General features: G+C 73.1%; 14 protein-coding genes. 4 read left to right on the forward strand and 10 right to left on the reverse strand.

Translation table 11 applies throughout. The features are described 5' to 3' along the window. The 3 genes from OP18_RS44910 to kdpF form a co-directional block, all read right to left on the reverse strand. The coding region (locus OP18_RS44910) for a P-type ATPase actuator domain-containing protein (RefSeq protein WP_033365635.1) at positions 1 to 520 on the reverse strand (520 nt) is incomplete at its 3' end. Then, a complete protein-coding gene (gene kdpA / locus OP18_RS44915) occupies positions 517 to 2,178 on the reverse strand; it encodes a potassium-transporting ATPase subunit KdpA (protein ID WP_033365637.1) in 1,662 nt (553 codons plus the stop codon). The genes kdpA and OP18_RS44910, both read right to left, overlap by 4 nt. After that, positions 2,178 to 2,267 carry a K(+)-transporting ATPase subunit F gene (kdpF, locus tag OP18_RS61440; RefSeq protein ID WP_063745760.1) on the reverse strand — a complete coding sequence of 30 codons (90 nt, stop codon included), beginning with the start codon at positions 2,265 to 2,267 and terminating at the stop codon, positions 2,178 to 2,180. The genes kdpA and kdpF overlap by 1 nt, the downstream gene beginning before the upstream one ends. Before the next feature lie 164 nt (positions 2,268 to 2,431). Between kdpF and OP18_RS61445 the strand changes: the two genes are divergently transcribed. Together OP18_RS61445 and OP18_RS44925 are read left to right on the forward strand one after the other, a co-directional pair. Then, the gene (locus tag OP18_RS61445) at positions 2,432 to 3,511 is read left to right on the forward strand and encodes a glycoside hydrolase family 75 protein (RefSeq protein WP_081971663.1); all 1,080 of its coding nucleotides are present in this window, start codon (positions 2,432 to 2,434) and stop codon (positions 3,509 to 3,511) included. A 56-nt stretch (positions 3,512 to 3,567) separates the two neighbouring features. Then, entirely contained in the window at positions 3,568 to 3,849 is a 282-nt protein-coding gene (locus OP18_RS44925) for a hypothetical protein (protein ID WP_156090231.1), read from the forward strand. A gap of 40 nt (positions 3,850 to 3,889) precedes the next feature. Here OP18_RS44925 and OP18_RS44930 read toward each other — a convergent pair whose 3' ends face one another. Genes OP18_RS44930 through OP18_RS61450 form a run of 6 tightly spaced genes read right to left on the reverse strand, consistent with a single transcriptional unit; the run spans position 3,890 to position 8,882 of the window. Then, on the reverse strand, positions 3,890 to 4,705 hold the full coding sequence (locus OP18_RS44930; RefSeq protein WP_033365640.1) for an IclR family transcriptional regulator domain-containing protein: 816 nt from the start codon (positions 4,703 to 4,705) through the stop codon (positions 3,890 to 3,892). Positions 4,706 to 4,762: 57 nt separating this feature from the next. After that, on the reverse strand, positions 4,763 to 5,728 hold the full coding sequence (locus tag OP18_RS44935; protein WP_052388299.1) for a quinone oxidoreductase family protein: 966 nt from the start codon (positions 5,726 to 5,728) through the stop codon (positions 4,763 to 4,765). Next, positions 5,728 to 6,090, reverse strand: a complete 363-nt coding sequence (locus OP18_RS44940; protein ID WP_033365642.1) for a hypothetical protein — start codon at positions 6,088 to 6,090, stop codon at positions 5,728 to 5,730. Before OP18_RS44940 ends, OP18_RS44935 begins: the two co-directional genes overlap by 1 nt. Next, positions 6,087 to 6,950, reverse strand: a complete 864-nt coding sequence (locus OP18_RS44945) for a DODA-type extradiol aromatic ring-opening family dioxygenase (RefSeq protein WP_033365644.1) — start codon at positions 6,948 to 6,950, stop codon at positions 6,087 to 6,089. The genes OP18_RS44940 and OP18_RS44945 overlap by 4 nt, the downstream gene beginning before the upstream one ends. Positions 6,951 to 6,963: 13 nt before the next feature. Then, a complete protein-coding gene (locus OP18_RS44950) occupies positions 6,964 to 7,755 on the reverse strand; it encodes a citryl-CoA lyase (RefSeq protein ID WP_033365647.1) in 792 nt (263 codons plus the stop codon). Next, complete coding sequence (locus OP18_RS61450) at positions 7,740 to 8,882, reverse strand: CaiB/BaiF CoA transferase family protein (RefSeq protein WP_033365648.1); 1,143 nt, start codon at positions 8,880 to 8,882, stop codon at positions 7,740 to 7,742. The genes OP18_RS44950 and OP18_RS61450 overlap by 16 nt, the downstream gene beginning before the upstream one ends. 167 nt (positions 8,883 to 9,049) lie before the next feature. Between OP18_RS61450 and OP18_RS44960 the strand changes: the two genes are divergently transcribed. Next, the gene (locus OP18_RS44960; protein WP_033365649.1) at positions 9,050 to 10,492 is read left to right on the forward strand and encodes an amidohydrolase family protein; all 1,443 of its coding nucleotides are present in this window, start codon (positions 9,050 to 9,052) and stop codon (positions 10,490 to 10,492) included. 169 nt (positions 10,493 to 10,661) lie between these two features. After that, complete coding sequence (locus OP18_RS44965; RefSeq protein ID WP_033365694.1) at positions 10,662 to 11,054, forward strand: ATP-binding protein; 393 nt, start codon at positions 10,662 to 10,664, stop codon at positions 11,052 to 11,054. Between the two features lie 15 nt (positions 11,055 to 11,069). Here the strand turns inward: OP18_RS44965 and OP18_RS44970 are convergent, their stop codons facing one another. After that, complete coding sequence (locus OP18_RS44970) at positions 11,070 to 12,788, reverse strand: cation:proton antiporter (protein ID WP_033365651.1); 1,719 nt, start codon at positions 12,786 to 12,788, stop codon at positions 11,070 to 11,072. Between the last annotated feature and the right edge of the window lie 45 nt (positions 12,789 to 12,833).

Genomic DNA, 12,833 nt, shown 5'->3' on the forward strand with positions numbered 1-12,833 from the left:
CGCCGCCGGACTCGCGGATCACGGGTGCGGACTCGCCGGTGATCGCGGACTCGTCGACCGAGGCGATGCCCTCGATGACGTCACCGTCGCCGGGGATGACCTGACCCGCCTCGACCACCACGAGGTCACCGGGGCGCAACCCGGCCGCCGGCACCTGCTCCTCGACCCGGTCGGGTCCGGTCAGGCGCCGGGCCGTCGTGTCGGTCCGGGCCCGGCGCAGCGTCGCGGCCTGGGCCTTGCCGCGGCCCTCCGCGACCGCCTCGGCGAGGTTGGCGAACAGCACGGTGAGCCACAGCCAGGCGGTGATCGCCCAGCCGAAGACGCTCGGGTGCAGTACGGCGAGGACGGTGGTGAAGACCGAGCCGGTCTCCACGATGAACATGACGGGGTTGCGCCACAGCGTGGCCGGGTTGAGCTTGCGCAGGGCGTCGGGGACCGCGGCCCGCAGCTGCCGCACGTCGAGCAGGCCGCCGGCGACGCGGCGGGGCGGTGCGGCGGCCGTGCCGTGCGCCGCGCTCATCGGACGCCCTCCGCGAGGGGGCCGAGGGCAAGGGCCGGTAGGTAGGTGAGGGCGACCACGATGAGCGTGACCGCGACGACCATGCCGATGAACAGGGGTTGGTACGTGCGTAACGTGCCGGACGTGGCCGCTACCGGGGTCTGCCGGGCGAGGGACCCGGCCAGGCCGAGGACGAGGACGATCGGCAGGAACCGGCCGAGCACCATGCACAGCCCTAGGGCCGTGTTGAAGAACGTGGTGTTCGCGCCGAGCCCGGCGAACGCGGAGCCGTTGTTGTTCGCCGCCGACGTGAACGCGTACAGCACCTCGGACAGGCCGTGCGCGCCCGGGTTGGCCATCGACGCGCGGGCGGTCGCCGAGCCCATCGCGACCGCGGTGCCGACGAGGACCAGGGCCGGGGTGACGAGCAGGTACAGCGACGCGAACTTGATCTCGCGGGCGCCGATCTTCTTGCCCAGGTACTCGGGGGTCCGCCCGACCATCAAGCCGGCCACGAACACCGTCACGACGGCGAGGATGAGCATGCCGTACAGGCCGGACCCGACCCCGCCCGGCGCGACCTCGCCGAGCATCATGTCGAGCATCGTCACCATGCCGCCGAGCGACGTGTACGAGTCGTGGAACGAGTTCACCGCACCCGTCGACGTGAGCGTGGTGACCGCGGCGAAGGTCGCCGACTGGGACACCCCGAAGCGGGTCTCGGTGCCCTCGGTCGCCGCGCCGGCCGCGGTGGGCACGGTCCCGCCGTGCGCGAGCTGCAGCGCGTTGATCGCCGCCACGCTGCCGATGGCGAGGATCGCCATGACCGCGGTGATGGCGAGGCCCTGCCGTTTGTCGCCGACCATCCGGCCGAACATGCGGGGCAGGCTGAACGGGATGAGCAGGATCAGGAACACCTCGATCCAGTTGGTCCAGCCGGTCGGGTTCTCGAACGGGTGGGCGCTGTTGGCGTTGGAGAACCCACCACCGTTGGTGCCCAGCTCCTTGATCGCCTCCTGACCGGCGACCGGGCCGCCGGTGATCGTCTGGCCGGCGCCGGTCAGCGTGGTGACGTCGGTGCCGGCGCTGAGGTTCTGCACGACACCACCGGCGATGAGCAGCAGCGCGGCGAGCACCGCGACCGGCAGCAGGACCCGCACGCAGATGCGCACCAGGTCCACCCAGAAATTGCCCAGCTGGTCGGTTCTGGAGCGGGCGAACCCTCGTACCAGCGCCACTGCGACGGCGATGCCGACTGCGGCGGAAGCGAAGTTCTGCACCGCCAGACCGGCCATCTGCACCAGGTGGCCCATCGTGGACTCGCCCGAATAGGACTGCCAGTTGGTGTTCGTCACGAAGCTGACGGCCGTGTTCCACGCCTGGTCGGGTGCGACCGGCTCGAAGCCGAGCGACAGCCACAGATGCTGCTGGACACGCTGGAAGGCGTACAGGAACAGCACCGAGACCGCGGAGAACGCCAGGACGCTGCGCGCGTAGACACCCCAGGACTGCTCACCGTCCGGATTCACCCCGACCGCGCGGTACAGCCACCGCTCCACCCTGGCGTGCCGGGCCGAGGTGACCGTGCGGTACAGGTGGTCGCCGAACGGCCGGTGCACCAGTGCCAGGGCCGCGACCAGCGAGGCGACGAACAGCACCCCGGCGACCGCCGGGCTCATCAGAACCGCTCCGGGAAGAGCAGGGCCGCGACCAGGAAGCCGGTCAACGCGACGGCGAGGACGAGACCGACGAGGTTCTCGGCGTTCACAGCCGCTCCACCGCCCGCACCGCCAGGCCGAGGACCGCGAACACCGCGATCGTCAGCGCCGGCGTTCATCCGCACGATCACCCGGGGCGTGCCGTATTGACAGATATCTGTTAGTCAGGTTTCCTATCCGGTACCCCCACCGCCCGACGACGTCTGGAGCCCTCATGCGCAGACCTGTCCTGGCGCTCGCGTCGGTCGCCCTCTCCCTGGTCGCGACCGCCGCCTACGCGTTGACCACCTCGTCCGCGGCGCTCGCCGCCGGACCCACCGCGAGCCAGCTGCTCGCCAAGACCCAGACCTGCGGTCAGGTCTCCAACGGCCGGTACGCCACCGACGACGGCGGCGCCGAGACCGTCGCGATCTGCAAGAGCGGCTCCGCGTACTTCTGGACCGCCGACATGGACATCGACTGCGACGGCATCAGCACCTCCCGCTGCAACGCCTCGACGGACCCGTGGTACCAGGCGCAGACGTCGTTCACCACGTCGACCGGCGCCTACTTCACCTCCGACGTGACCCGCTACTACGTGATCCCGCTGCCCAGCAGCCGGTTCTCGTACTCGGCGAACGGCATCCGCGCGGGCAGCGTCGCGGCCGTGGTCTACAACGGCCGGGTGGCCTACGCGGTCTTCGCCGACGAGGGCCCGAGCAACATCATCGGCGAGGGCTCCTACGCCCTGGCCGTCGCGCTCGGCATCGACCCGAACCCGGCCAGCGGCGGCACCGCCGGCCCGGTCACGTTCATCGTCTTCCCCAGCAGCGTGCCGAGCCCGGTGGAGAACAACTCGACCATCGACGCGGTCGGCGCGGCCGCGGCCAGCGCCTGGGTCGGCGGCACCACGACACCGCCCACCACCCCGCCGGCCGGCACCACCGGGCCGATCTACGGCTACGGCGGCAAGTGCGTCGACGTGGCCGCCGCCAGCACCGCCAACGGCACGGCGATCCAGCTGTACGACTGCAACGGCACCGCCGCGCAGTCCTGGACCCGCGCCACGGACGGCACCCTGCGGGCGCTCGGCAAGTGCATGGACGTGACCGGCGCCGGCACCGCCAACGGCACCAAGGTGCAGCTCTACGACTGCAACGGCTCCGCCGCGCAGCGCTGGACCCGCACCGGCACGACCCTGGTCAACGCCGGCTCCGGCAAGTGCCTCGACGCGACCGGCCCCAGCTCGGCCAACGGCACCCGGCTGCAGATCTGGACCTGCACCGGCGCCGCGAACCAGTCCTGGACGTACTGACCGCGGGCCCGCACGGCCGGCCGGCACCGCGCGGCCGGCCGTGTGATGATGCTGCCGTGCATCCACCGCCGCCACGCCCCTCACGGGTGTTCCGCGCCAACGACATCCTGAGCGGCCGGGTCAACCTCGACGGCTACCCGTTCCGCTACATCGTGCTCGGCCCGGCGATGTCGGTCTCGACGATGGTGGGGGCGGCGTTCAACCGGGCCGCCGGGGAGAACACGATGTTCGACGAGGTGCTGTCGGCGGTCGAGCTGCTGGAGACCCGCGGCTGGGAGCTGGTCAGCATGGACCAGGGCTTCGTCGCCTGCCTGCGCCGGGTCGCCGTCGTGCGCTGACGCCGGCGCGACGGCCGGGCCCGGGGACCCGGACCCTGGGTCAGCGGCGGGCGGCGGCCGGGGCGTCGGCCTGGGGGCGGGACTGCCACAGCGCCCAGTCGGAGCTGATCGCGCCCGCGGCCCGCTGCAGGTGCGGCAGGTGCCGGTCCAGCAGCGTCTTCGTGCTGGTCTCCGCCGAGTTGACGGTGACGTTCATCGCGGCACGGACCTCGCCGCGGCCGTCGCGGATCGGCACCGCGACGGACCGGATGCCGGGCGCCAGCTCGTTGTCGGCGAGCGCCCAGCCGCGCGCGTTGACCTCCCGCAGCATCGCGTCGATCGTGGCCCGGCTGTGCCGCACCCACGGCTCGATGCCCGAGCGGCTGGGCGTGGCGAGGACCGCGTCGAGCTCGTCCGGCGGCAGCGCGGCGAGCAGGACCTTGCCCTGGGAGGTGACGGCGGCGGGGAACCGGGTGCCGATCTGCACCCGCAGCGCGATGATCTTCGGCACCGCCACCCGCGCCAGGTAGACCACGTCCGAGCCGTCCAGCTGGGTGATCGACGACGACTCGCCGGTCGCGGCGACGAGCTGCTCCATGTGCGGGCGGGCCATGTCCCACAGCGACAGCGCACCGACATAGGCCATGCCCAGCTCCAGCACCCGCGGGGTCAGCTCGTGCCCGCCGGCCGCGGTGCGCACGTAACCGAGCTCCTCCAGGGTGAGCAGGATCCTCCGCGCGGTGGGGCGGGCCAGGCCGGTGGCCGCGGCGACCTCGGCGAGGGTCATGCGCGGGCGGTCGGCATGGAACGCCCGGATCACGTCCAGCCCGCGGGCCAGGGCCTCGATGAAGTCCGGTCCTTCTCCGCGCTGTGCCATCGCCGCCTCAACTGTCGTGGTTGTCCGCCCAGCGAGCCTAGCCCGCGCGGCGAACGGTTATGGGACTACCACCAGGCGCCGGGCCGCCGTCCCGGCCGCCTGGGCCGCCCAGGCGGCGCCGACGCCGTCCAACGGCACCGGCTCGTGGTCGACGACGAGCCGGCCGGCGATCGCGTGGCCGGCCAGGTACCGCATCGTGGCGGCCTTCTCCTCGGCGCTCAGCTCGGTGTTGGTGTAGCCGAGCACCCGCAGCGAGCCGCTGCGCAGCGTCGCGGAGTCCAGCGGCGCGACCTCCCCGGCGGCGCTGCCCAGGTTGACCAGGCGGCCGCCGCGGCGCAGCGTGCGCAGCGCGGCCGCGGCCGGGACCCCGAACAGCGGGTCGAGCACCAGGTCGACCGGTCCGTCGGTGGCCTCCTGCAGCCGCCGGGCGAGCGCCGGGACGTCGTCGGTGTCGTGCAGCGCGACGACGGCGTCGGCGCCGAGCGCGGCGGCGCGGTCCCGGGCCGCCCCGGACCGGCAGGCGGCGACGACCCGGCGGGCGCCGGCGATGCGGGCCAGCTGGATCGCCGCCTGACCGACGACCCCGCCGCCGCCGAGGACGAGCACCTGCTCCCCCGGCCGCAGCTCGCCGCGCCAGGTCAGGGCCTGCCAGGCGGCGACCGCCGACAGCCCGAGGGCCGCGACGAGCCGGTGGTCGGCGCCGGCCGGCAGCCGGACCACGGTCGACGCGGGCACGGTGACCCGCTCGGCCATGCTGCCGTCGCCGGGGCGCATCCCGGCGTCGGTGGGGAACCACACGGCGGTGCCGTCGGGCAGCGTGCCGACGCCCTGCACGCCGGGGACGTACGGCACGGCCGGCGCGCCGAAGTACGACGTGCCGGACGCGCACAGCACGTCCAGCGGGGTGATGGGCGCGGCGGTCACCGTCACGGTGACGGTGACGGCGCCGTCCCCGGGCGGCGGCGCCGGTCGCTCCACGACGACCGGCGGCTGCCCGCACGCGATGATCGTGGCGGCGCGCATCAGGTCGCGATGTCCGGGTACGGCAGGTCGAAGTGGGCGAGCCGGGCACCGTACTGCTTCTGGTACGCGAGCGGCTCGTCGTGGTCGCGCTCGAACATCGCGATGAACAGCGTCAGCGCGAGGAACGGGTGCGCGCCGAGGGCGAACAGCGCGACGTGGTCGTGCCCGGCGAGGGCGGCCCGCTCCTCGTCGGTGAAGCGCTGCCAGGTGCCCGTCTCGCCGCTGTGGCAGTTGAGCAGCGCGTTGGCGACGTGCTCCTCCCACCACCGCACGGTGCCGGCCGGGTCTTCGCGGTAGCGTTCGACCAGCTCCGGGTCGCGGTCCACGGTGTACAAGAATTTGTCCAGCAGGTACTTGCTCATGCCGGCGCTCCCTGCGGGTACCAGGTGAAGTAGGCCTCCATCGTGTGGAACAGGTCGTAGGTGTCGACGTAGTCGGCCTTCCTGCCGTCCCCGGCGACGCCCATCATGAGCATGAAGTCCATGAACCCGTGGGTGGCGTTGCCCGGCGCGTGCAGGCTGTCCAGCGTCACCTCGGCGAGGCAGCCGTCGAGGTCGCCGTCGGCGATCCACTGCACGGCGCGGCGGTCGAACTCGGGGTCGGGGCCGTGCGGGCCGAACTGGCGGGGCCCGCCCAGCTCCAGCGACAGGTGCCCGGTGCCGACGACGGCGACGCGCAGGTCGCTCGGCCACGACTCGACCAGCTGCCGGATGGTGCGGCCCAGCTGCACGAAGCGTTTCGGCTGCGGCAGCGGCGGGGCGAAGATGTTGGTGTAGATCGGCACGATCGGCAGGTCCGCCTCGGGCCGCAGCGTGATGATCGGGCAGGTGATGCTGTGGTCGATCCGCAGCTCGTTGCTGAAGGCCAGGTCGAAGCCGGCGTCGAGGCCCTCGCGCAGCACGTGCGCCGACAGGTCCTCCTGGCCGCGCAGCGTCATGCGCGGCAGCCCGAACTCGCGCTCCTCGTTGTACCAGTTGGCGTCGTAGAAGGGCGCCTTGCCGACCAGGAACTGCGGCATGTTGTCCAGCCACAGCTGGTGGAAGTGGTCGGAGCCGACCATGACGAGCACGTCCGGAGCGGCCCGGGTCAGCGTCTCGCGGAACGCGGTGACCTTGCGCACCCACTCGTCGGCGAACGGCGGGCGGTCCTCTCCGGTGGCGGTGCTGGCCTTGTAGTAGAACGGGTGATGCGTCGAGGCGATGACCGCGACGACCTGGGCCATGACGCGGGTCCTTTCACTCGGTGGGGGTGACGTAGCGGGCGTTGCGGTCCACGGTGCGGTAGATCTCCAGGCCGAGGCCGGTGCGGCGCTCCTCGGCGAGGTGGCCCAGCAGGCCGGCGGCGCGGGCCAGCAGAGCGAAGCCGCGCAGCAGCTGCACCGGCAGGCCCAGGTCGGCCAGGGCGGCGCCGCAGACCCCGGCACCGTTGAGCGGCAGCGTACGGCCCAGGATCGCCGGATGGGCCCGGCCGATCGCCTCGAACAGCCGCAGGTGCGGCCCGCGCAGGCCCTCCTCCCCGGCGATGCGCAGCAGCACCGGGGTGCGCGGGTCCTGGACCTTGTGCACGGGGTGGCCGAGACCGGGCAGCAACCGGCCGGCGGCGCGGCGGGCGGTGATCGCCCCGGCGGCGACCGCGTCCCAGCCGGCGTCGTCGGCGGGCAGCTCGGGCAGGTCGGCGAGGACCTCGTGCAGGAAGACGCCGCAGTCCTCGGTGACCCCGAGGAAGCGGGAGCCGCCGCCGAGCAGCCCGGCGGCGAGGGCACCCTGCAGCGCCTCGGGCGCGCTGGCGTAGGTGAGCCGGGCCGCGATCGCGGTCGGCGTGAAGCCGTGGTCGGCGAGGGCGACGAGGACCGCCTCGAACACCCTGGTCTCCCCCGGCGTCGGGCGGCGGCCGGCGACGAGCCAGTAGGCCAGCTCGCCGAAGCCGACCCGGCCCATGAGGTCGGCGGCGAGGTCCTGGCCGAGCAGCGTGATGCGCTCGGCGTCGGACGTGCCGATGGAGGTGGGGAAGCTCAGCTCTTCAGCCATTGCCGGATCTCCTCGCCGTGCTCGTCCAGCCCGGGCGGCGGCAGCTCGTACCGCGGCGGGGTCGCCGAGAACGTGATCGGGTTGCGGATGCCGGGCACGGTGCCGGCCCGCACGACGGGGTCGAGGCCGAGCGACTCGGCCATCGCGACGCCGCCGTCGATGGTGTTGATCGGCGCGCACGGCACGCCGGCGGCGAGCAGCTCGGCGAACCACTCGTCCTTGCCCTTGGCCCGCAACCGGTCCACCAGCAGCGGGCGCAGCGCCTCCCGGTGCGCGGTGCGGTCCTGGTTGCGCTGGAAGCGCGGGTCGTCGAGCAGCTCCTCGCAGCCCAGGACCGCGCACAGCTTGCGGAACTGCCCGTCGTTGCCGGCGATGACGATGAGCTCGCCGTCGGCGGTGGGCAGCGGCTCGTACGGGAACAGGCTCGGATGCGCGTTGCCCATGCGGAACGGCACGGTCCCGCCGGCGACATAGCCGCTGCTGTGGTTGACCAGCCCGGACAGGGCGGAGGACAGCAGGTTGACCTCGACGTGCTGGCCGGCGCCGGTCGCGGTGCGGTGGTGCAGCGCGGCCAGGATGCCGATGCTCGCGTGCATGCCGGCCATCACGTCGAACACCGAGATGCCGGCCCGGAACGGCGGGCCGTCCGGGTCGCCGGTGAGGCTCATCAGCCCGGAGATCGCCTGCACCATCAGGTCGTAGCCGGGCAGGTCCGCCCCGGCGCCGGCGCCGAAGCCGCTGATCGAGGCGTAGACGACGGCTGGGTTGGCGGCCGCGACCGAGGTGTAGTCGAGGCCGAAGCGGCGCAGGCCGCCGGGGCGGAAGTTCTCGATCATGACGTCGGCCCGGGCGGCGAGGGTCTGTGCCGCCTCCAGGTCCCCGGCGTCGCGCAGGTCGAGCGCGACCGAGCGCTTGTTGCGGTTGATGCCCAGGTAGTACGTGGAGACGCCGTCGCGGGTCGGCGGCATCCAGGTGCGGGTGTCGTCGCCGGCCGGGCCCTCGACCTTGATGACGTCGGCGCCGAGGTCCGCGAGGAGCATCGTGGCGTACGGCCCGGCGAGGATCCGGGAGAAGTCCGCGACCAGCAGCCCGCTCAGCGGCCCTCCGCCGCGTTCCGTCGCCGCCATCCGCCACCCCCGTCCGTCCAGCGGACACATGTCCGCCGAAACAGTCTTCGCCTTGCGGCCGTGGGCTGTCAACCTCGACGACCTCGACGGTGATGGTTGACAGGTCCCGTGATGCGGCACACACTTTCGCCGACCGCTACACGGACCTTTGTCCGGAGGGAGTTGCGATGGACCCAGTGGTGTTGCGCAACGGACTGGTACTCACGATGGACGACGCGCACACGGTGCTGCCGGGCGCCGACGTGCTGATCGTCGACGAGCGCATCGCCGAGATCGGCGTCGGCCTCACCGCCCCGCCGGGCACCGTCGAGATCGACGCCGCGGGCGGCATCGTCATGCCCGGCATGATCGACACCCACCGGCACCTGTGGCAGACCGCCATGCGCGGCTACGGCGCCGACTGGACCCTCACCCAGTACTTCGTCTGGTACTACCTGGAGTCCGGCCGGCACTTCCGCCCCGAGGACATCTACGCCGGCAACGTGCTCGGCGCGCTGGAGGCGCTCGACGCCGGCGTCACCACCACCGTCGACTGGTCGCACGGCCTGCAGACCCCGCAGCACGCCGACGCCGCCGTCGACGCCCTCGAGTCGGTCCCGGGCCGGTTCGTCCTCGCGTACGGCAACATCCAGCAGGGCCCGTGGGAGTGGGCGACCAGCCCCGGGTTCCGCGACTTCGTGCGCCGCCGCATCACCGGCAGTGACCTGCTGGGCTTCCAGATGGCCTTCGACGTCACCGGCGACCCCGCGTTCCCGGAGCGCGCCGCGTTCGAGGTCGCCCGCGACCTGGGCGTGCCCGTCACCACGCACGCCGGCGTGTGGGGCGCCACCAACGACGACGGCATCCGCCTCATGCACGAGCACGGGTTCATGACCCCGTCGACGATCTACGTGCACGCCGCGACGCTGACGCACGACTCGTACCACCGCATCGCCGCGACCGGGGGCTCGGTGTCGGTGTCGACGGAGAGCGAGCAGAGCGCCGGGCAGGGCTACCCGCCCACCTGGCAGCTGCGCGACCACGGCATCCCGGTGTCGCTGTCGATGGACACCAGCGTCTGGTGGAGCGGCGACCTGTTCTCCGCGATGCGCGCCACCCTCGGCGCCGACCGCTCCCGCGAGCACCTGCAGGCGCACGAGCGCGCCGAGACCGTCACCCACGTGCACCTGCGCGCGGAGCAGGTGGTCGACTGGGCGACCCGCGGCGGCAGCCGGGCCCTCGGCCTGGACGGCGTCGTCGGCAGCCTCCAGCCCGGCCGCAGGGCCGACGTGGTGCTGCTGAAGAACGACGCCTCGCCGGTGATGTTCCCGATCCTCAACCCGTACGGCCACGTCGCCTTCCAGGCGCAGCGCGGCGACGTGCACACCGTGCTGGTGAACGGCCGCATCGTCAAGCGCGACCACCGGCTCGTCGGCGCCGACCTCGGCAAGGCCCGCGCCGACGTCGAGCGCACCGTCGAGCACCTGATCGCCACGATGGGCGAGGACGCGTGGCGCAAGGGCATGAACCCCGACATCCCCGCCACGAAGGTGCTCGACAACCCGTACACCTACACCGAATGGGACGCGGGCTCCGCGCAATGGAAGCACACCCCGCCACCGGCCGGCTGACCGTGCGATGTGCCGGCCGCTGCCGGGGATGTCCGGCAGCGGCCGGCGGAAGGCGGCCGGCTGCGGCGCGACGAGGTCTTTGCCGCCCGGAAAGTTCCTGTCCGGAGGTGTGTGGGTAAGGAGCAGCCGTCAGCGGCGAACGCCGGACTGTGACGAAGTGGATCCGGCGATGCACGAGTTGACCACCCACGTCGATCTGCCGCTCGCCGACACCGCGCCCGCAGTCGCCCGTGCGGTGCTGGCCGCCACGCTGCCCGCCTGGGGCTTCACCGACCAGCCGTGGCTGGACACGGCGTGCCTGGTGGTCACCGAGCTGGTCAGCAACGCGGTCCGGCACGGCGGCGGCCGGCTGGTGCTGCGGCTGCACGCGCAGGCGGCGCACGTCACGGTCAGCGTGGCCGACGGGTCGCCGGTCGTGCCGCGCCCCCGGCCGGACCCCGACGGGGACGGCGGTCGCGGCCTGTACATCATCGAGGCCCTGTCGCAGCGCTGGGGCGTGGAGGACCGGCAGGGCGGCAAACGGGTGTGGGTGCTGCTGCAGCCGCACCCCGCGCCGCCCTGACCGCACTGACCGCCCTCAGTGCACCTCGACGGGGTCGAGGCTGGAGACCTCGTTGTCGAGCAGGTGCTGCACGTGGCCGAGCGCGCGCGAGGAGTACGTGCCGGACTCCCGCGCGTCCAGCAGCGCGGCCTGCGCCGACTCGAGCAGCAGCCGGTGCAGCTCCCGCCGCTGGTGTCCGCTGCTCGACTCGGTGGGGTCGTGCGGCTGCGTGAGGGCCTCGCCGAGCGCGGCGTTCTCCCGGCGGGCGGCGTCGAGGACCTCCGGGTCGAACGGCAGCCCGTTGGTCTGCCGCAGGTCCGGGTTGTCCAGCAGGTCCTCGCCCTCGGCGGTGATCTCGCCGATCAGCCGGGCCAGCTCGCGCCGGTCGGTCTCGGCGTCGGTGCCGGCGATGCGCAGCCGGCGGATCAGCACCGGCAGCGTCGCGCCCTGCCCGAGCAGCGTGACGATGGCCACGGTGAACGCGATGAGGATCAGCTGGGCGCGGTGCGGCACGCTCTGCGGCAGCGACTGGGCCGCGGCCAGCGTGACCACGCCGCGCATCCCGGCCCAGGCCAGGGCCGCGCCGCCGCGCCAGCCGAGACCCTCCGTGGTCAGGTACGCGTCGTCGGCCTGCCGCCGGCGCACCAGGGAGGCCAGCCAGCTCGCCCGTGCCGCCGACTTCGGTGACTCGTGCTGCCGCTCGGCCAGCCGGGCGAGGATGCCCTGCAGGCGGTCCCGGCGCTCCAGGGCGCGGCGCTGGTCACGGCGTACCAGAGCGATGAGCGGCACGACGAAGAGCACCCGCAGCAGCACCAGTGCGGCGGTCACCGCCAGCCCGATGAGCAGGGTGCCGCCGACGTCGTCCTCGCCGTGGTGCACGTCGCCGACGACCGTGACGATCTGGTACCCCATGAGCAGGAACACGCCGTTGTCCAGCAGCAGCTGGATGGTGCGCCAGTTGGTGCGCTCGCTGATGCGGTCCTGCGCGGTGAAGTGCCGCGCGCTCTGGTGCCCCGTGACCAGCCCGGCCACGACGACGGCGAGGACGCCGGAGGCGTGCATCTCCTCCGCCGGCACGAACGCCAGGAACGGCGCCACGAACGAGATCGCCGTGGTCAGCACCGGCTCGTCGAGCTTCGCCCGGACCCACACCGTGAGCAGCCCGGCGGCCAGGCCGATGATCAGGCCAGCGACGACCGCGAACGCGAAGTCGCCGACCACGTCCCACAGCGACACCACGCCGGCCGTCGCGGCGATCGCCGAGCGCAGCATGACCAGGGCGGTGGCGTCGTTGATGAGCCCCTCGCCCTCCAGCACGATCACCAGCCGCGGCGGCAGCCCGAGCCGCTTGCCGATGGAGATCGCGGCGACCGCGTCCGGCGGGCTCACCACCGCGCCGAGCGCGATCGCCGCGGCCAGCCCGAGGTCCGGGATGAGCCAGTGCAGCAGGAACCCGACGGCCAGCGCCGAGATGACCACGAGCAGCACCGACAGGCCGCCGATCGCCTTCACGTTGCGGCGGAAGTCGGTGGCGTGCACGTTGACCGCCGCCGAGTACAGGATCGGCGGCAGCACGACGGTGAGGATCAGGTGCGGGTCGACGTTCAGGTTCGGCACGAACGGCACATAGCTGGCCCCGACGCCGACGACGACCAGCGCGATGGGCACGGCGACGCCGACCCGCGGCGCCACCTTGGCGACCGCGACGATGGTGAGGACGGCGGCGATCGCGAGCAGACCGTGCTGGAGTTGCATGCCACAGTGTGTCGTACGCCCCCGAACGGCCTGCGCCCGGGTCGG

The sequence above is a fragment of the Dactylosporangium aurantiacum genome (assembly GCF_000716715.1).
Lineage (GTDB): Bacteria > Actinomycetota > Actinomycetes > Mycobacteriales > Micromonosporaceae > Dactylosporangium > Dactylosporangium aurantiacum.